Annotated in this window: 15 protein-coding genes and 3 pseudogenes; 4 read left to right on the top strand and 14 right to left on the bottom strand. The window is 69.6% G+C overall.

The window, feature by feature from the left end:
- Window positions 1–66: 66 nt before the first annotated feature.
- Window positions 67–174: pseudogene (locus OG390_RS27485) on the bottom strand (IS5/IS1182 family transposase); the annotation flags it as partial.
- A 103-nt stretch (window positions 175–277) separates the two neighbouring features.
- On the opposite strand from OG390_RS27485, the gene OG390_RS27480 reads away from it, so the two are divergent.
- Entirely contained in the window at window positions 278–1,243 is a 966-nt protein-coding gene (locus OG390_RS27480; RefSeq protein WP_406177877.1) for a TAXI family TRAP transporter solute-binding subunit, read from the top strand.
- A gap of 11 nt (window positions 1,244–1,254) precedes the next feature.
- On the opposite strand, the gene OG390_RS27475 is transcribed toward OG390_RS27480, so the two are convergent.
- From OG390_RS27475 to OG390_RS27440, 8 genes are all read right to left on the bottom strand, one after another.
- Window positions 1,255–2,736 (bottom strand): sensor histidine kinase, encoded by a 1,482-nt coding sequence (locus OG390_RS27475; protein WP_406171944.1) that lies wholly within the window; start codon window positions 2,734–2,736, stop codon window positions 1,255–1,257.
- A complete protein-coding gene (locus OG390_RS27470) occupies window positions 2,718–3,455 on the bottom strand; it encodes a response regulator transcription factor (protein ID WP_406171942.1) in 738 nt (245 codons plus the stop codon). The genes OG390_RS27475 and OG390_RS27470 overlap by 19 nt, the downstream gene beginning before the upstream one ends.
- Before the next feature lie 73 nt (window positions 3,456–3,528).
- Window positions 3,529–4,050, bottom strand: a complete 522-nt coding sequence (locus OG390_RS27465) for an ATP-binding protein (protein ID WP_406171940.1) — start codon at window positions 4,048–4,050, stop codon at window positions 3,529–3,531.
- Window positions 4,051–4,564: 514 nt separating this feature from the next.
- The gene (locus OG390_RS27460) at window positions 4,565–5,263 is read right to left on the bottom strand and encodes an ABC transporter ATP-binding protein (protein WP_406171936.1); all 699 of its coding nucleotides are present in this window, start codon (window positions 5,261–5,263) and stop codon (window positions 4,565–4,567) included.
- A 13-nt stretch (window positions 5,264–5,276) separates the two neighbouring features.
- The gene (locus OG390_RS27455; RefSeq protein WP_406171934.1) at window positions 5,277–6,089 is read right to left on the bottom strand and encodes an ABC transporter ATP-binding protein; all 813 of its coding nucleotides are present in this window, start codon (window positions 6,087–6,089) and stop codon (window positions 5,277–5,279) included.
- Complete coding sequence (locus OG390_RS27450) at window positions 6,086–7,162, bottom strand: branched-chain amino acid ABC transporter permease (protein WP_406171932.1); 1,077 nt, start codon at window positions 7,160–7,162, stop codon at window positions 6,086–6,088. Before OG390_RS27450 ends, OG390_RS27455 begins: the two co-directional genes overlap by 4 nt.
- A 2-nt stretch (window positions 7,163–7,164) precedes the next feature.
- Complete coding sequence (locus OG390_RS27445) at window positions 7,165–8,052, bottom strand: branched-chain amino acid ABC transporter permease (protein ID WP_406171930.1); 888 nt, start codon at window positions 8,050–8,052, stop codon at window positions 7,165–7,167.
- Entirely contained in the window at window positions 8,049–9,281 is a 1,233-nt protein-coding gene (locus OG390_RS27440) for an amino acid ABC transporter substrate-binding protein (RefSeq protein WP_406171928.1), read from the bottom strand. Before OG390_RS27440 ends, OG390_RS27445 begins: the two co-directional genes overlap by 4 nt.
- Before the next feature lie 186 nt (window positions 9,282–9,467).
- Here OG390_RS27440 and OG390_RS27435 point away from each other — a divergent pair, with 186 nt between their 5' ends.
- Window positions 9,468–10,247, top strand: coding sequence for a response regulator transcription factor (locus OG390_RS27435; protein WP_406171926.1), 780 nt, complete (start codon window positions 9,468–9,470; stop codon window positions 10,245–10,247).
- A 68-nt stretch (window positions 10,248–10,315) separates the two neighbouring features.
- Window positions 10,316–11,089: pseudogene (locus OG390_RS27430) on the top strand (nitrilase-related carbon-nitrogen hydrolase); the annotation flags it as partial.
- Window positions 11,090–11,723: 634 nt separating this feature from the next.
- Here the strand turns inward: OG390_RS27430 and OG390_RS27425 are convergent.
- Genes OG390_RS27425 through OG390_RS27405 form a run of 5 tightly spaced genes read right to left on the bottom strand, consistent with a single transcriptional unit; the run spans window position 11,724 to window position 16,735 of the window.
- Window positions 11,724–13,163, bottom strand: coding sequence for a serine hydrolase domain-containing protein (locus OG390_RS27425; RefSeq protein ID WP_406171924.1), 1,440 nt, complete (start codon window positions 13,161–13,163; stop codon window positions 11,724–11,726).
- Complete coding sequence (locus OG390_RS27420; protein WP_406171922.1) at window positions 13,160–13,696, bottom strand: dCTP deaminase domain-containing protein; 537 nt, start codon at window positions 13,694–13,696, stop codon at window positions 13,160–13,162. The genes OG390_RS27425 and OG390_RS27420 overlap by 4 nt, the downstream gene beginning before the upstream one ends.
- Entirely contained in the window at window positions 13,693–14,232 is a 540-nt protein-coding gene (dcd, locus tag OG390_RS27415; protein ID WP_406171921.1) for a dCTP deaminase, read from the bottom strand. Before dcd ends, OG390_RS27420 begins: the two co-directional genes overlap by 4 nt.
- Window positions 14,229–15,455 (bottom strand): metallophosphoesterase, encoded by a 1,227-nt coding sequence (locus OG390_RS27410; RefSeq protein WP_406171919.1) that lies wholly within the window; start codon window positions 15,453–15,455, stop codon window positions 14,229–14,231. The genes dcd and OG390_RS27410 overlap by 4 nt, the downstream gene beginning before the upstream one ends.
- Entirely contained in the window at window positions 15,452–16,735 is a 1,284-nt protein-coding gene (locus tag OG390_RS27405; protein ID WP_406177876.1) for a UDP-N-acetylglucosamine 1-carboxyvinyltransferase, read from the bottom strand. Before OG390_RS27405 ends, OG390_RS27410 begins: the two co-directional genes overlap by 4 nt.
- A 355-nt stretch (window positions 16,736–17,090) precedes the next feature.
- Between OG390_RS27405 and OG390_RS27400 the strand changes: the two are divergent.
- Window positions 17,091–18,609: pseudogene (locus OG390_RS27400) on the top strand (LacI family DNA-binding transcriptional regulator).
- Window positions 18,610–18,781 lie beyond the last annotated feature (172 nt).

Here is an 18,781-nt window from a genome sequence, read left to right as displayed (position 1 = left end):
AGGCTGCCGCCGAGGGTTGTCCCGTAAGTGATCTCTGACGTGCTGGATGACCTGCTCGTTTCTTTGTCACTCAGTGATGGTGAGGTTGTGCTGCCGGGCGATGCCGAGCATGGCGTGGTGGACGTCGTCGCCTTTCAGGCGGCAGTCGCGGAGGATCTTCCAGCTCTGCCGGCGAAGGCGTGTCACAACTGAATCTCGTCAGTCCTCACGTCCCTGTCCGGGACTGTCGCGTGTGCATGATGGTTCCGTGTCATCTGTACGCGGTCCGGGTCCGGTGATGTGGACCCGACGGGGTGTTCTACGGCTTGCCGGACGAGGGCTCGCCGTTCTGGTCGGGGTACAGGCTGCAGCCTGTTCCTCGGACCGGGGGCCGGTGCTGCGTCTTCGGCTGGGGACCGGGACGGAAGGCGGGGCGTACTTCTCCTTCGGACATGCGTTCGCGGCCGCGGTCGCGGACAGCGTCCGCTCGCCGGTGATCATCCCCGTCACCACCTCCGCCAGCGTGGACAACTTGCGTCGCCTCGACAAGGGCGGCCTGGCGCTGGCCCTGACCACGGCCGACGTGGCCGAGGACGCGATCCGCGGGCGGCACCCGTTCACCCACCCGGTGCACCTGACCGCGCTCGCCCGGATCTACGTCAACTACACGCATCTCGTCGTCCGTGCGGACGACTCCGTCACTGCGGTCAGGGACCTGGCGGGCCAGCGGGTGGTCCTGGGGGCCGAGAGCTCGGGGGCGCAGGTGATCTCCCAGCGGCTGCTGGAGCTCGCCGGGCTCACCGGCTCCCGGGCCGTGATCCAGGAGCAGCTGAGCCTCAAGGGCTCCGTGGAAGCGCTCAGACGCAGGCGCGTCCGCGCCTTCTTCTGGTCCGGGGGCGTACCAACTCCAGCGGTGCGCGATCTGAGCAGGGAGGTGCCCCTGCGGCTGCTGGCTCTGGATACCTATGTGGAGCCCATGCGCAAGAAGTACGGCCCGGCGTACACGACGGTGGTGATTCCGGCCAAGCCCTACGGGCTGGACGCGCCCGTGCCCACCATCGGCACCGGCAGTTACCTGGTCGCCCGCCCCGACATACCCCACGACGTCGTCTACGAGCTGCTGCGCGTGCTCTTCGCCCACCGTGTCGACATCATGCGCCCGGTGTCGGCCGGTGTCCGCCTGGAGCCCCGGTTCGCGATCTCCACGGGAACCGTTCCGCTGCATCCAGGCGCGGTCTCGTACTACAGGTCCGTCCACGGCTGACTACCGGTCCGTCACGGCTGGGCGTCCGACGCGGTCCGGCCGGGCGGCGGCCGGCGGTCGAACGGTTCCGCCGCTCCCGCCCACGGCGCCGCCGTGGCGCTGCGCGGGCGGGGAGGGTTCGGCGGAGGCAGGCCGGGCAGGACGAGTTCGATCACGAGCCCGTGCGGTGTGTTCCCGGAGAGCGTCAGCCGTCCGCCGCTCTTTCTGGCGATCTCGTCAGCGATCGCCAGGCCCAGCCCGCTGCCCGGGAGATTCTGATGCTCCGGGCCGCGGGTGAAGCGGCGGGGCAGGCGGGCCAGTTGGTCGGCGGGCAGCCCGGGGCCGTCGTCGCGGATCAGCACGCGGCACGTCACCTGCCCCGCTGCGGCACGGACCTCCACCTGACCGCCCCTCGGAACGAACTTGGCCGCGTTGTCCAGCGCCGCGTCCAGCACCCGGTCCACGGCACTGGGCAGCCCTCTGCCTCGTACACCGTCGGCGACCGAGTCCACCAGTTCCAGACCTGCAGCCCGGTACACGCGCTGCCAGGCCGCGAGCCGGCTGCGACAGGCCCCGGAGACGTCGAGGTCGACCAGATCTTCCTCGGAGGACTCGACCTGGGCGAGTACCAGCAGCGCCTCGAGGAGCCTACCCAGCCGTTCCACCTCGTCCACGGCGAGCGCGTGCTCGTCTCGGCCGGCAGGAACGATATACGGCTCGATATTCTCCAGCTGGAGCACCAGGGTGGCGAGCGGATTGCGCAACTGGTGGGAGGCATCCGCGACGAAGTCGCGCTGGCGGCGGATGGAGTTTGTCACCGTCTGGGCCATGACAAAGAAGCGCTGCTCCAGCCGTCGCAGCTCGGGCGGTCCCGTGCTCCGCCCAAGGCTCGTGCCCGGATTGCCCTTGGCCAGGTCGTCCACCGCATGGTCCAGCTGCCGGACCGGACGCAGCAGCCACCGGGTGATCCAGACGGACACGCCGGCTGCGGCGGCAAAGGCCGTGAACGCTCCGGCCGCGATCAGCAGCCACCGCACCATGACGTCATGGGCCGCCGCGGTGGTCGGCACCGTCATGAGGACGGCCCCGCTGAGCTGCTCGTCGCCGCCGACCGGCTCCGCGAGCACCACACGGTCCGGCCCCCACGGTCTGATCGTCGGCAGACGGTCGGTGGTCCGCCCGGTCAGCGCGCGGTCGCGTGCCTCCCGCGCCGACTGCGTGCTCCACTGCGCGCTGGGTCCCACGTGGAGCAGCGTATGGCCCTGTCCGTCGACAAGGGCCACGCCGGCGCCGTACAGCTCGGCGTACCGGCGCATCTCGGTCGAGACCTCCGACCGGTCCGCGTCGGTGACCACGGAGGCCGCCAGGTTGGCGAACCTGACCGCTTCGGTACGCCGTTGCAGCAGCAGCTGCTCCGTCCGGTCACGCGCGTAGGAGTCCGCCAGTGGCACGCTCAGAGCGAGCGACGCGATGCCCATGAGGACCGTCAGGATGATCAGCAGTCGGCGGGCCATGGGGTTTCCGATGTCTCATGTGCCGGGAGACTCCCGAGTTCCCCGGTGGACAGCCGGTATCCGAAGGCATGCACCGTGCTGACGAGGCCGGGACGTCCGGTCTTGGCGCGGATGCCCGAGACGTGGACGTCGAGGGAGCGTGATGCGGACAGCAGCGTGTCGCCCCACGCGCGGTCGAGGATCTCCGCCCGGGAGCGGGCCTCGCCGGGGTGTTCCGCCAGGATGGCCAGGACATCGAACTCGCGGCGGGTCAGATGCACCGGCTCGCCCGCCACGCGTACGGTGCGGCCCGTCAGGTCGATCTCCACGTCGCCGATGTGTACGGTGCCCTCCTGCTGTGTGCCCCCGGCGGCATGCGGCGGCCGCCCGGGGGCGCGGCGGCGGACAGCGTCGATCCTGGCCATCAACTCCACCATGTGGAAGGGCTTGACCAGGTAGTCGTCGGCACCGGCGCGCAGCCCCTGCACGATGTCCCGCTGCCCGTCACGGGCCGTGACCACGATGAGCGGGACATCGGTGAGGGCGCGAAAACGGCGGAGCAGTTCGAGGCCGTCCAGGTCGGGCAGCCCCAGGTCGAGCAGGACGAACTCCGCTCCATGGATGAGACGCAGCGCGTCCTGACCTCTGCTCACGCGCCGGACGACATATCCGTGGACACTGAGGGCCGTGGCGAGCGCGTGAGCCAGCCGGTCGTCGTCCTCCACGAGCAGCGTGTGCATGATGCCTCGATTCCCGCCTCTCAAGCATGGCACTCGGCACAACGGATGGACACCCTCGGTCTTCCTGTCGACCTCAGTCCCCCGCGGCCGGCGGATCCGAATCCCGGAGGACCGAGGCCGGCACGTCGCCGCGCACCAGCGGCAGCCGCGCCCAGACAACCTTCCCCGGGCCGCGGGCTGCTGCGCGGTGGCCCCAGCGGGTGCTGGTCATCGAGACGATGACCAGGCCCCGGCCGTGGATCTGGTCGGCTTCCGGGGCCGCCCGGACCGGAGGGGTGGGGTCGGGGTCCCACACGGATATCTCCACCAGGTCACCCATGATCTCCAGCCCGAGGGTGAACGAGCCGCCCGACCCGGGCCGGTCCGCGCCCCCCTCCGCGTGGCACAGGACGTTGGTGGTGAGCTCGGAGACGATGAGGCACGCGGCGTCCACGGTGTCGTCGTGGGCGCGCCAGCCGCGCAGCACATGGGCGGCGTGGTGCCGTGCCCGGCCCACGGAGCCAGGGGTGCAGACGAGCGACAGTTCGGTGCGGCGTGCGGGCAGTCCTGGCACAGTGCGGCCCTTGCCGAGGGAAGGCGTGAAGGTGGTGAACATGTGCTCGGCTGCCTCTCTTGAAGGATGAGCCGGCCCGGTCGGCGCGCGGCTATCCGGTACTCACAGCCTGCGCACGTCGTTGACGGCCGGACAAGGCGCGACCGATTTGTCTAACAATCTGTTAAGGCGGTCTCGTTCAGGCGGTTCCGTATTGCTTCCGGCGTCGCTGGACGGGCGGTCCCCGTGGTCCTGCACTGGCCGTTCCAACGGATCCGGACCGGCCGTTCCGGTGGTCCCGGACCGGCTGTCCAGGCGTCCGTGGTCCAGCCGTTCTGGTGGTCCTGGACTGGCTGCCCCGACGGTTCCGGTACGGCTGCCCCGGGCGGTCCGATCCGGCGGCCCTTGGCGCCCCCGGACCGGCCGTTCGGGTGTCCCTGGAGCGCCGCAACCGGCGATCCAGGGACCCGGCCGTTCCGGCCGTGCGGAGTGGCCGGGTCCATGCCGGTACCGGTGGGGAGGGCCGGTGCCGGTAGGCGGATCGGCCGGCGGGCGGGCCGGGGGGCGGGCCGGGGGGCTAACCGGGGGTGCCCAGGTAGGCCGCTTGCATGCGGGGGTTGCTCGTGAGCTGGGACGCCGTGCCGGATACGGTGATCTGCCCGAGTTCCAGTACGTACCCGCGGTGGGCGATCTCCAGTGCCGCGCCGGCGTCCTGCTCCACCAACAGGACGGCCGTGCCCGTGGCGGCCACGTCGGAGAGCCGGACCAGGATCTCGTCGACGATGACCGGGGCCAGGCCCAGCGAGAGCTCGTCGATGAGCAGCAGCCGGGGCCGGCTCATCAGGCCCCGGGCGATGGCGCACATCTGCTGTTCGCCGCCCGACATGCTGCCGGCGACCTGGTCGAGCCGTTCGGCCAGTCGCGGGAAGAATTCGAGCACTTCGTCGAGGTTCTTCCTGCGGATGCGCCAGCCGCCGAGCCGGAGGTTGTCCCGCACGGTCAGCCCGGGAAACAGCCGTCTGCCCTCCGGCACATGCGCCACTCCGGCGTCCGCGATCGACTCGACCGTGCCGCCGATGAGCTCCTGACCGTCGAGGAGGACCGATCCGGAACGGTCGGGGATCATCGCGGTGATGGCGCGCAGCAGCGTGGACTTGCCCGCTCCGTTCGGCCCGACCAGCGCCACGATCTCTCCTGCGTCGATCTCCAGGGAGACTCCGCGCAGCACTTCGACTCGTCCGTATCCGGCGGTAAGCCGGGTGATCTGACATCTCATGCGCTCTGACACCTCATGTCCGGTTCCTCTTCGCGTAGCGGCGGCCGAGATACGCCTCGATGACCCGTTCGTCGCTCAGGACGTGGTCGGGGGGGCCGTGCATCAGCACCTGGCCGTGGTGAAGGACGAGGATCTCGTCGGAGACGGCGGTGATCGCCTGCACGATGTGCTCGACCACCAAGAGGGTCAGCCCCGCCTGCTTGAGGTCGTCGATGAGCTGCAGGGAGGCGTCGATCTCGACCGGCCTCAGGCCCGCCAGGACCTCGTCGAGCAGGAGCAGCTTCGGCTGCAGGGCGAGGGCCTTGGCCAGTTCGAGGCGGCGCGCGTCGGCGACGGACAGTTCCGTGGTGGTGAGGTCGTTCTTGCCGCCCAGGCCCACCCGCTCCAGTACCTGCGTGGCCTCCTTGCGGGCGGCCGTCGGGGTGTGTGCCGGTGAGGGCCCGAACAGTGCCGCGACGGCCACGTTGTCACACACCGTCAGCCCGCGGAAGGGCTTGACGATCTGAAACGTCCGGGCGACGCCCGCGTGGGCCACCCGCCAGGGCCGCGCCCCGGTAAGGTCGACGCCGTTGATCAGCACTCGCCCGCTGCTCGGAGTGAGATGCCCGGTGATGAGGTTGATCAGCGTGCTCTTGCCGGCGCCGTTGGGGCCGATGACCCCGACGGTTCTGCCGGGCAGGATGCTCAGGTCGACGTCCGACACGGCGTGCAGTCCGCCGAAGCGGCGCCCGAGGCCCATCGTCTGCAGTACAGGTGCGAGTGCGGAGCCGGCCGTGAGTGCCGGCGGCGTCGGACCGGTGCGGCCGGCCGGTGGGGTGCCGTTCACAGCCGGTACCTCCGAATGTTGGTGAGGAGCGAGAAGTCCCGTGTACGGGCGGCGTCCCGCGTGAAGTTGACGACTCCCTGGGGGAGCAGTACGACTGCTGCGATGACAAGGGCACCGAGGGTGAAGGTGTGCGCCTCCGTGAAGTGCTGCCGCAGATACTCGGAGACGGCGGCGATACCCACTGCGCCGAGGATCGGCCCGGCGATCGTGGCGGCTCCGCCTATCACCACCATGACGACCATCAGGACAGTGATGTCCACGTCGAACAGCCGCGCCGGAAAGATGGTGACCTGCTGGAACGCGTACGCCGACCCGGCCGCGCCGGTGAGCCCCGCGGACAGCCCGAAGGCCAGGGTCTTGGCCCGGGTGGTGTTGATCCCCATCGAGGCGGCGGCGTCCTCGTCCTGGTTGACGGCCCGCAGCGCGTATCCGGTGCGGCCGCGAGAGATCAGCGCGGCGACCAGCACCGAGAGGACGGCGAGGGCGAGGAACAGGAGGTAGAAGCCGTCGTTGCCGATCCACGAGGTCGGCGCCTTGGCACCGGCCGTCGGGATCGTGATCCCGGCCCCGCCGCCGCTCCACCGTGGCACGTTGAGCACGAGTTCGCGCAGCCCCTCCGCGACGCCCAGGGTGGCCACCGCGAAGTAGTGGCCCTTCAGCCGCAGCAGCGGCAGCCCGACGACGGCGGCGAAACCGGCCGCCACGGCCGCGGACAGGGGGAGGGCGAGCCAGAACGACAGACCACCGTGGACCACGAGGAACGCGGTCGTGTAGCCGCCGAGCCCGAAGAAGCCGACCTGGCCGAAACAGGCGTAACCGGTGTAGCCGCCAATGAGATTCCAGGCGGAGGCCAGCGCGACGAACATGAACACCGTGGTGACGGTGCGCTCCTGGCCGGTGTAGAGCTGCGACTGAAGGGCGAGGCAACCCAGAACGACGGCGAGTCCGCCCACCCAGCCGAGCCAGGCTGGTCTGCGGCCGTTGCGCAGTCTCCGCGCCCTCGAAGGCACGGCGGCCTCGGGGCGCTCAGCGGTCTCGGTGGCGGTACTGTTCGGTGCGTTCGTGGAAGACATGTTCACACCTCGACCCGGCTGGCGTAGAAGGCACGTCCGGCGATGCCCTGCGGGCGGATGACGAGCACCACGACGAGGACGGCGAAGGCGACGGCGTTGACCAGGGTGCCTGGTAGCAGTTGCCCGCCCCACGCCTCCACCAGCCCGAGGACGAGTCCGCCCACGAGCGCGCCGTACATGTTGCCGAGGCCGCCGAGGACCGCGGCGACGAAGCTGAAGAGGGTGAATCGCCCCGCGTCCGCCGGGCTGAAGGTGCCCACGGTGGCGACGGCGGCTCCCGCCGCACCGGCGAGGGCAGCCGCGACGCCGAAGGTGAGCGCGTACACGTGGGCGGCGCGGATCCCCATCAGCCGGGCGGCCCCGCGGTCCATGCCGGTGGCCAGGATGGCCAGCCCCGTGCGGGTGTGCCGCATGACCAGAACCAGCCCGATGGTGACCGCGAGCGCCACGACGGCGGCCAGCAACCGGCCCACGGGCAGTCTCACGTCGGCGAACAGAGCGAGGCTACGCCCGGCATAACCGGTGGGCACCGAGCGATAGTCGGCGGAGAAGATCCAGATCAGACCGTTGACCAGGAGGAGATCGAGGCCGAAGGTCAGCAGCAGAGTGATGAAGATCGGTGCCTTGACGACCAGATTGATGAGGTGGCGCTGCAACAGATAGCCCACACCGAACAGGACCACGGCGACCGGCACCATCGCCAGGAAGGGATCCAGGCCGAGGGAACCGTTGAGTTCGAAGGCCAGATAGGCGCCGATGAGCACGAACGAGCCGTGCGCCAGGTTGACAACGTTCATCACGCCCCAGACGAGCGAGAACCCGACAGCGATCAGGGCCAGGAGTCCGCCCTGCAGCAGCCCGTAGAGCGTGGCCTGCGCGAACTGGCTCATGACCGGCCCCCGGCGGCAGGCCACTTCAGCTTGGCCTCGGCAACGTCCTTCGGCCACACCGTGACCGGCTTGCCACCGCGAACCTGGATGACCTCCATGGTCTTGGACACGTTCTGGCCGACCGAATTGAACTTCAGAGGGCCGAAGAACGAGGGCTCGTCCAAGGCGGCGAGCGCGTCCCTGACCTTGTCCGCGTCGGTACTCCCAGCCTTCTCCACGGCGTCGACCAGCGCGATACAGGCCGCGGTGGCCTCGGCGGCGTGGTACTCGGGCTTGCGGCCGTCGTACACCTTCCCGAACAGCGTCACATAGTCCCCGGCGGTTCCGATCCAGCGGTCCTTGCCGACCGTGCGCGAGGTCCACTGCGTCGAACCGAGCACGCCTTCGGCCGCCTTGCCCAGCGTGCCGGAGAAGTCGGGCGTCGGCGGTGCGACGGTCTCGGCGAACCCTCCGGCCGGTGTGACACCGAGTTCGCGGGACTGCTTGATCACCGCGATGCCTTCCACGAGATGCGCGGACGAGACGATCACGTCCGGCTTCAGCGGCTTGACCTTGGTGAGGGCGGACGACACGTCCGAGGCACCGTTGGGGAAGTACTCGGTGGCGACCACCTTGAAGCCCAGCTTGCGAGCCTCGTCGACCCCGCCCTCGGTCACCGTCTTGGAGAACCCGTCGTCGGCCGAGAGGAACGCGATGGTGCGGGGCTTGGGTTGGGCCAGTTCATCGATCGCCCGCACCATGGACGCGGCGTAGGCGCGTGCCGGCGACAGCACAGCGAACGTCCGCTTGTAGCCCTTCTGGAAGATGGTGTCGTCGGCGCCCGAACTGTCCGCCATCACCTGCCCGTTGCGCTCCACGACGGCGGCCGTAGCCTCAGTTGCGGCAGAGCCGTACGGGCCGAGGACGAGCTTCACACCCTGGTCGTTGAACTGGTCGATCAACTGTCCGGCGGTGTCCGGCTTGGAGGTGTCGTCCTGGTATTTGACGGCGAGCTTGAGCCGCTTGGCGCCGACACGGACGCCGCCCTTGTCGTTCACGGCCCTACGGCAGACCTCGTATCCCTCTTTCGTCAGCCCGCCCTCCCGTGCGAGCGGTCCGGTCAGCGACAGCGACGCGCCCAGCTTCAGCGTGTCACCGGTCGTACTGCTCGCGGATTCGCCCTTCGAGCCGCAGCCTGCGGCGAGGGCGCTCGCCACGACGGCGAGGGCCACTGTCCTTCTGACAAGCATGGGGATCGCCTGCCTTTCTCGTCCCGATGTCATTTCGTCCCTGCGCTCCGGTCATCGGCCGGTGCGGTGGGATGGGACGCTAGGCGGACCTGACCCGTGCAAGAAGGGAGGGCAGGGGAGATTTGAGATTCCTCTAGGGTTCGAGCGGTATGCGTACAGCTCGGCGATTTCTACGCTGAGCACACCATGCGAATCCTGCTTGTAGAGGACGACAACCGGTTTGCTGACGCTCTCATCGGTGCACTGCGTCGGCAGTGCTTCGAGGTGTCCTGGGCGGCCACGGGAGCGGCGGCACTGGCCGCGCCCGCCGCCGATCTGGTCCTGCTCGACATGGGCCTGCCGGACATGGACGGTGTGGAAGTGTGCCGGAAGCTGCGCAGCGCGGGAGACGTGGCGATCATCGCTGTCACCGCGCGTGGTGAAGAACGCGACCGGGTCATCGGGTTGCGCTCCGGGGCCGACGACTACCTGGTCAAGCCGTTCGGCGTCGCCGAGCTGCGTGCCCGCATCGACGCCGTGATGCGCCGGGTGCGCCCCGCGGTCCGGCCCGTGGTGGCCGTGGGATCGATTCGGATCGACGTCGCACGGCACACCGTGACCACGGCTGACGGGTTTCCCGTCACGCTCACTCGCAAGGAGTTCGAACTGCTTGCCGCGCTGGCCCGGCAGCCAGGGCTCGTGGTGTCCCGAGAACGCCTGCTGCTGGAGGTGTGGGACAGCGTCTGGCCGGGCGCGCACCGGACCCTGGACGTCCACATCGCGACCCTGCGCGCCAAGCTCGGCGACACCAAGGTCGTACAGACCATACGGGGTGTCGGCTACCGACTGGTCTCCGACAGCGACAAAGAGGGTGTCACGGCGACCTCCGCCGCTGGGGATCGCGCTTCGCTGCCGCCCGCCGCACACGCCTCGCCACCCGGGCCCGTCGATGAGTCCGGCGACATATCAATCGGAGGGCCCCGTTGACGTCCGAAAGACACCCGCTGGTCCGGGCCGCGCTCGTCCAGAGCTCCTGGACCGGGGACCGTGAGTCGATGACCGCCAAGCACGAGTTGCTCGCCCGCGCGGCGGCAGGCCAGGGCGCGCAGATCATCGGCTTCCCGGAACTCTTCACCTCCCCCTACTTCTGCCAACTCCGGCCACCCCACAACCAGCAGGATGCCGAGGCAGTCCCGGGGGGCCCGACCATCAGGCGGATGCAGCAACTGGCCTACGCAACCGGCATGGTGACCGTCGCACCCGTACACGAGGCTGACGACCACGGCTCCGGCTACAGCACCGCAGTCGTGATCGACGCCGACGGAACATACCTTGGCAAATGCCGCAAGCATCACATCCCGAACTCCAAGGGGTCCTGGGAGAGGTCCGCCTTCCAGCCCGGTAATCTCGCCCAGGCGGTGTTCGCCACCGCCGTCGGGCGGATCGGCGTCTGCGTGGGCCACGACCGCCACTTTCCCGAGTACTGGCAGGCCCTCGGCCAGTCAGGAGCCCAGCTGGTCTACAACCCCTCGGCCGCCTACCGCAGTCTCTCCTCGTATCTGTGGCAACTGGAACAGCCCGCCGCGGCCGTCGCCAACGAGTACTTCGTTGCCGCCGTGAACCGCATCGGCCAGGAACCGCAATACGGCGACAACGATTTTCACGGTGCCAGCTATTTCGTCGACCCGCGTGGCCAGTTGGTCGGCGACATCGCCTCAGCCACAGAAGAGGAAGTCCTCATACGAGACCTGGACTTCGGCCTGCTGGAACGGGAGTCCCGACGTGCGGACTTCGGATGGGCTCACAAGGAGCGCGAGGAAGAGCCGTACCGCGTGGCAGCCCGCCTGCGCCAGCTGCGCAACGAGGGCCGCAGTGGCGACGCCTACCTGCTCATGAGCCGGGCGGTCGCCGACTCCGTGTCATTCGCGCCCCGCTTCGCCCGCGCGCTGGAGGAGTCCGGCCTCGCCGCAGAGGTGGCGACGCTCCTGTGGGAACTTTCCGCACAGCAGGCGGACCGCGTCGCCGCCCTGGTCAGAGCCTTCTCCGAAGCGGGCCGCCGTGATGACTGCCGCATCCTGCTCCATCAATCGGCCGCCCGACCGGCCGCCGACGTCGCCGCTCTGGCCGCCGCTCTCCGGGACGCCAACCGAAGCCCAGACGCCGTCACCCTTCTGACCGCGTTCATCCGCTCTCGAGCGGACGACGACGAAACGGCACAGATCGTGCGGGATCAGCAGGAACTCGCAGGACCGCTGCTGGAAGCAGCCGCTCAGATCTCCCCTCTCCGCCGCAGCAGCGTCGCCGCAGCGCTGCGCCACGCCGCACCGCGGACATCGTGACAACCTCGCATCGGGGAGCCTGCGGTGCGGTGCTCCCCCTGGTGATCAACTGCGGCCACTCTATGCACGTGTGAGGATGGTGGGGCAAGCCCGCCTTCGGCCAGCATCTGCCAATGCCTGTGCCTCAGTTGAAGGCGAGCTCACGGAAGGCGTTTCGGACGTCGGCCAGGGGCTGGCGGTCGCGGGTGCAGTAGAGCTTGTTGGTCAGGAGCACGGCCCAGCGCCGTAGCCGGGGTGAGATCCACATGCCGGTGCCGGTGAAGCCGTAGTGAACCCAGATGTCCTCGGCGGGGTCGGTGCCGGGGGCTGGGTGCCAGAACAGGCCACGTACGGGTTCCAGAGCGCCGGTCTGGACGGTCAGCGACTCCGCGGTCCAGGCGGGGCCGAATCCGGCCCCGCCTGGGGTGGCGACGTCATCCAGCATGTAGCGCAGGAAGACAGCGAGGTCGTCGAGGACAGTGAAGACGCCGGCGATGCCGCACACTCCGCCCAGGAGCCTGGCGGAGAAGTCATGGGCAATGCCTTTCAGGTGGGTGTCAATGTCCTGGTCGAACTCGGTCGGCGCGCACCGGGTAGCGATCTCCGCGGGCAGCGGCCCGAAGCGGGTGGAGTCCATGTTCAGCGGCTGCCAGATCCGTTCCGCGGCGAGCTGGTCGAGACGCTGCCCGGAAAGGTGCTCGGCGAGGTAGCCGAGGATGAGGGCGGCTCGGTCGGTGTACTCGACGACCTCGCCGGGCTGGCGGTGCAGGGCTTCGTGCAAGACGCCGTCGCGGATGTCCTGTGGATCGGTGCCGTACAGGTTCTTCAGCTGGGCCCGCAGTGGGACGCCGGCGGTGTGGGTCAGCAACTGGCGGGCGGTCACGGCACCGAGCGGGTGGCCGCCGACCTCCGGCCAGAAGGCGCCGAGGGGGATGTCGAGATCGAGCTTGCCTTCCTCCCACAACGCGCCGATGGATGACCACACCGCGAGGATCTTGGTGAGGCTGGCGGCGTCGAAGACGGCCTGGCCAAGGCGGAGTCCGGCCTGGTGGGTGCGTCCGCCGCCGCGCCTCGGCGAGCCACCTACGGCTGCTGTACGCAGGACGGCTGAGGTGGGTACCACGATGGCGTCGGCGGCCCTGACGGTCTCACGCAGGACCTGGAGCTGGTCGCGGTGGGCCTCGGCGAAGATCAGGTCCGTGCCGTGGACCAATGCGATGCGGGGGTGCGTCGGCAGTGCCCGGACGAGGGCGGGGGTGGCGCCGAAGGTGAGGTGATGCAGGTGCAGGATGCCGATCCGGGTTGGGTCGATCGAGCCCGCGAGGGCCTTGCGCAGGGCGGTGACGTAGCGGCCGAAGGCGAGCCCCTCCAGGCACTTCCCGGACACGGACAGCAGGTCGAGTCCGGCCGGGAGTCGGGGTTTGGGACCGGCCGGGGCGAGCATGAAGGCCCGGGCGGGGATGAGGGGTTTGTCGCCGGTGTAGAGGTCGAGGAAGAGTTCGACGCTGCCGCCGGGGCTTCCGGCGGGCAGGTCCAGGCAGGTGGCGGCCAGTGGCCCGGCGGCCGGGTGCACACGAGGGCTCACAGCGCTCCTTGAGGGATCTCTTCGTAGAGGCGGGAGATGTCGATGCCGTTGGTGGCGGCGTACTTGGCGCGCTGCTGCTGGTAGCTGGCCGGGGTGCCGAAGGCGGTGAGGAAGACGAGCTTGCCGAAGGTCAGGGCCGGATAGATGCGGGCGGGCCTCGTGGCGCGGATCTCCAGGGTCCAGCGGATGGCGTGGCCCTGGTGGCCGAGCGGGGCAAAGACGTGGACCCAGATGCCCAGGGAGCCGATGGTGCAGTCACCGTTGAGCATCTGCGCGTACGTCTCCGAGCCGGTCCTTTCCAGCGTGACGCCGAGGTAGAGCACCCCGGGCTTCAGCACCAGGCCGGAGGCAGGGATGGTCTGCTCGGTGAACGCGGTGGGGGCGGCGGCGTCCAGGTCGCCGTCGCAGATGCGGATCGTGTCGCCGAGCCGCCAGTCGTAGGCGTTCGGGGAGATGCGGGCGGGGTCGTAGGGGTCGATGGTGATCTCGCCCGCCTGGACGGCGGCGGCGATCGCAGAGCCGGTGAGGATCACGAGGCGACCGCCCGGATGCGGTCCACGTCCCGCCAGTAGCGGGAGGGCTGGGGACCTGCGGCAGCTTGGTACTTGCCACGGTAGAGATCGATGTCGCCTGTGGACACGAAGAACATGATCTGGCCGATCTTCATGCCCGCGTACACCCGCAGCGGCCTGACCGGCGTGAGCATCAGCGTCCACTGCCCGTGGAAGCCGATGTCGCCGATCGGGGCCGTGATCTCGACGAACAGCCCGAGCCTGCCGACCGAGGAGCGGCCGAACAGCAGCGGTACGAAGATGTCGGAGCCCACCTGCTCGAAGGTGTGGCCGAGGTAGAGCTCGCCTGGCTGGAGCACGTATCCGTGCTCGCCGATCTCGATCGCCTGCGTGGGATTGGGTTGATGGGCGTCGATCACTGCTGCGGTGTAGGTCAGCAGGGTGGGGCCGAGGCGGACGTTGTAGCTGTTGGGGTTGACCTGTTCCGCCTCGAAGGGGGCGATCGTTAAGCGTCCGTCGTAGACGGCTGCGGTGATCTCGGGGCCGGTGAGGATCATCGAGTGGCCTCTCCCTTCTCTTCAGCCAGCGGGGTGGCGATAGTGCGGCGGACGGCCTGGCCAAGGCGGAGTCCGGCCTGGTGGGTGCGTCCGCCGAGGTGGGTGTCGGCGAGGTAGTCGGTGGTCAGCACGAACCGGATCCCCTCCGGTAAGGGCCGGGGTGCGATGGCCAGGGGACCGACCTGCTCGGTCAGGTGCGCCAGGAGGCCATCCAGGTCTTCCGCGTATGGGCCGGGGAGGAAGGCGTGGGCGAGCTGGTTTTCGAATGGTTCGATGGCCAGCAGGTCCCCGAGCGCGAGCTGGTCGCCGAGGCGGACGGGCCGCAGGGCAGTCTCGTTGAGGACCACCGCGTCGGCCCCCAGCCCGCCGTGCAGCCGGAGGGCGACCTCCTGAAGAAGGTGGTGACGGTCCAGCTCGATGCCCCGGTAGGGGGCGTTCACGGTGCCAAGGCTGGCGGTGAGCATCCGGCCGATGAAGGCGATCTGCTCCTTGAGGCCGCCGAGTTCGCCCGGAAGCCTGCCGTTGTCGGGGAAGGATGCGGTGCGTGCGGCCCAGCCGACACCGAACGGTTCGGCGACGGCGTATCCGGCGCCGAGTTCGCGTCCCTTGACCACGAGCGTGTCGCCGACGTGCACCGGTCCGTAGCTGTCGCTGTGGCAATGCCCGGCGAAAATGACGTCCGCGAACGGGCAGGCGACGGCCAGCTTCAGGTCCTCGCCGAAACCGGAGTGGGACAGCACCACCCAGGCGTCGGTGCGGTGGTGGTGCTCCAGCATCACCGCGCGCAGGGCCTGGGCCGGATCGGTGACATGGTGGCCCGGGCGCTGGTTGGCAGGGATGGTGTTGAACGCCTGCGGGCCGATCACCCCGGTGACTGCGACTCGACGGCCGCCGATGCGCTTGATGCGTACGCGCTCGAAGAGCGGCTTACCGCTGTCGTCGGCCGTGTTGGCGCACACAGTCATCTCGTGCAGCCCCGGCTCGAAGTAGTGCGGCCAGCCATGATTTCCCGGGACCAGCAGGTCGTACAGGCTCGTAAGGACATCGCGTTCGATCTGGCCCTTGCCGAAGCGGTAGTAGCCGGTGCCTTCGAAGAAGTCACCGCAGTCCACGATCAGGCTCTCGCTCCGGGCCTCGTGGAGGTAGGCGAGCATCGGCGCAGCCGAGTCGAAGGAGGAGTGGACGTCGGTCGTGGCGGTGATCCGCCTGAGCCGCCGGGTCATGGAGTGACCTCGCAGATGTCGGCGCCCAGGGCGTGCAACTTGACGGGCAGGTCGGCGTGGCCGCGACGGAGCTGTTCGAGGCCGCCGAGGGTGGTGACGCCGTGAGCGGTGAGGCCGGCGATGAGCAGGGCGGAGCCCGTGCGGATGTCGGTGGCCTCCACCCCGGCGCCGGTCAGCCGCTGCGGACCGGTGAGGCGGCACTCGGTGGGGGAGAGTTCCTGGATCTCCGCTCCCAGGCGGGCGAGTTGGGGCAGGAGGTTGCCGTGGCGGCCCGGATTGATGGCATCGGCGAACAGATGGGTGCCGGGCAGGGTGAGGGCCAGGGCCATCAGCGACGGCTCGAAGTCGGCATCCAGGCCACCGGGTGCGAGGGAGGCGATGGCGCGCAGCGGTCGGCCGGTCGGCTCGGCGTCGTGGGCCTGGACGGTAAGGGCGTCGCCCTCGATGTCGGCGGGGATGCCGAGCCACCGCAGTGCGGTGACCAGGGGCGCGATGTCCTCGCCGCGCACGCCGAGGATGCTTGCGCCACCGCCGGTCGCAGCGACCGCACACGCCAGCGTCCCGGCTTCGACCTTGTCACCGGGCACCCTCCAGGCGAGGGACTCCTCCGATACGGAAGGGGGTGGTGCGAGCGCCAGGACGGGCTCGCTGACCCGGCACTCCCATCCGGCCGCCTGCAACGCTTCTACGACGCTGAGTACTTCGGGTGAGAGGTTGGGCTGACCCAGACGCAGAGGTCGCCCGGCAACGACGGTGCGGAGGAGGGCTGCGATGGTTGCCCCGCGGGACCGGAAGGGCAGCACCAGGGACACCGTTCCGATCCGGCCTGCGCCCGCGTCCACGAGGTAGCCGTGGTCGTCGACGGTCGTACGGTCACCGAAGCCCTCGTAGACCTTGAAGTGCTGTTCCATCCCGCGCTCACCAATCCGGCAGCCGCCTGGCCATGGCAGCCTGGCTCGCCCGTACGCGCCCAGCAGAGCCGGTACGAGGTAGTACGAGGCCCGAATGCGGGCGGCGACCTCCGGATCGGGACCCGGCTGGGGCTTGTCGCTCGGCAGGATCACAGTGGTGTGCGGATCGTTGACCGGGCAGGCTGCGTGCCAGCCGGCCTGCTGGAGCAACGTGAGCATCGTCTCGACGTCCGTGTTCGCCGGTACGTTGCCCAGATGCACCGGACGGTGCAGGGCTGCCGCGGTGGCCAGCAGGGGCAGAGCCGCGTTCTTGGATCCGTCGACGGTGACGGATCCGGCAAGCGGGCTGCTGGGTCGGACGGCGACCACTTCGGCGGCGACTGGGGGAATCCGTACGGCTGTCAACAGCCAACTCCTCTGTAGGGGAAGGGGCGGTGCGGGCGGGAGCAGGGCGGTGACCTTGAACTCGGCCCAGCAGCGCTTGCCGGACGGCGTTGGGTCGAATCCGTGGCGATCCGCGAGTGTGGCGACGAGGAGCAAGCCCCGGCCGCCCTCGTCCTCCGCGTCCGGTAGGCCACCGCGCCCCGCTCCCAATCCGCCAACTCCCCAGCCCTCCCCGCGGTCTCCCGCGCCCACAGCTCGCCTGCGTGCCCGGTCACCACGCCGAGCACGCCAGGGCCTGTTCGGGACCGCCGCCTAGGACGACGAGGAAGGGGAGGAACACGTGGGTTCCGCGGAGAAGCGCGGAAACTACTGGCGCGGCCGATACAAGACCGGGCCCGGCAAACACCTCACGGTCGTCGATGAGAACGGCAAGGCGATCCGGTTCGCCACCAAGGGCGAGGCCCAACGCGCCGCGAGCGAGGCCGAGAACAAGTACCGGCGCGGCGACTGGCGCGACCCGGCGCTCGGCCAGGAGACCTTCGGCGAGTACGCGAACCGCTGGTACGAGGCCCAGGACCTGGCCGCCTCGACCATGCAGAACTACAAGCGCCACATCGAGGAGCATCTGCTCCCCGAGTTCGAGGACAAGGCGCTCGCCGGCATCCTGCGCACGGACGTCGACCTGTGGGAGAAGGAGGAGAAGGCCGTCTACGCGGCCTCCAGCGTCAAGACCTGGCGCTCGACCCTCCACCTGATCTTCGAGGACGCGATCGACGAGGGCCTGATCACGTCCAACCCGGCCGCCAGACGGCGCGGACGCGGCAAGCGCGCCGGCCGCTCCCGAGACCGCGGCCCGGAGAAGGTCGTCACCGACCCGCTCGGCATCCTGCTGACCGCCGAACGGGCTGCCCTGCTCTCCGGCCGCGACGACGAGTTCGTCGCCGTCGTCCTCAAGGGCTACACCGGCATGCGCTGGGGTGAAATCGTCGGCCTGGAGACGGAATTCGCCCGCCCCGGCTCCGTTCGCGTCGAGTGGCAGCTGTACGAACTCGATACGGGCAAGCTGGTGCGCTGTCCGCCCAAGGGCGACAGCTACCGCAACATCGACGCGATGGACTGGCTGTCGGCCCTGGTCGCCAACCACGTCACCCGTACGAAGCCGACACCCTGCCCGTGCCACGGCAAGACCTACGTCTTCCGCGGGCAGGGCGCGGCTCGCACCGGCGGCCACCAGGGTGCGAAGCTCGTCGACGTCGCACGCCGTGCCGAAGTCTCCACGGGCACGGTGTCCAACGTCCTCAACCACCCCGACCGCGTCACCGAAGCCAAGCGGGTGAGGGTGGAGCAGGCCGTCGCGGACCTGGGCTTCGTGCGCGGCGGCGCAGTGTCGGAACACGCTGCCCACTGGCGCAAGAAACGGCTTCGCGACGTGGCTGTTCACTCCAGCGGTCTCGGGCTGGTACCCGAAGAAGGCACCACAGGAGGCCCGCCCCGTACCACTCCTCGGCGAACCGTGGCCCGGCGTCCCGGCCCGAGGACGCGGCGCCAGCGCGCGGGCCGACGCCTGCTGGCTCCCAATCGCCAAGGGCCTCACACCCCACGACCTCCGCCATACCCACCGGACGATGATGGAGGACCTCGGCACCGAGAAGGTCCTCATGGACCAGCGCATGGGCCACATCGACGGATCCGTCTCGGCGCGCTACGCCCACGTGACCCCTGGCATGCGCAAGCGCCTCATGGTCGGGTTGACCGAGCAGTGGGAGACGGCACTCGACGCCCGCCTCGCGATGAGCCACACGTCACCGGTGCGCGTCCTCGATGGACTTCTGCGGGCGCGCCAGGGAGCGCTTCAGTAGCACAAGTCGAGCGGACTCGGCAGGGGAGATGGCCTCGACCAAAACGCGGGCGGGGCTTTTCCCTCTCGTGTGTTGGCGTTGGGCTCAGACGGCCGTGTCGTTCCCTGCTCTTGGGCAAGGCTTCCTCCCGGAGTCACGGCGTGTGCAGGGCCGAGAGCTGTGGCTTCCTGCA

This window comes from Streptomyces sp. NBC_00996, assembly GCF_045162675.1.
Taxonomy (GTDB): Bacteria; Actinomycetota; Actinomycetes; order Streptomycetales; family Streptomycetaceae; genus Streptomyces.
The sequence above is the reverse complement of the archived record's forward strand: the minus strand, read 5'-3'. Positions and strand labels throughout refer to the sequence as shown.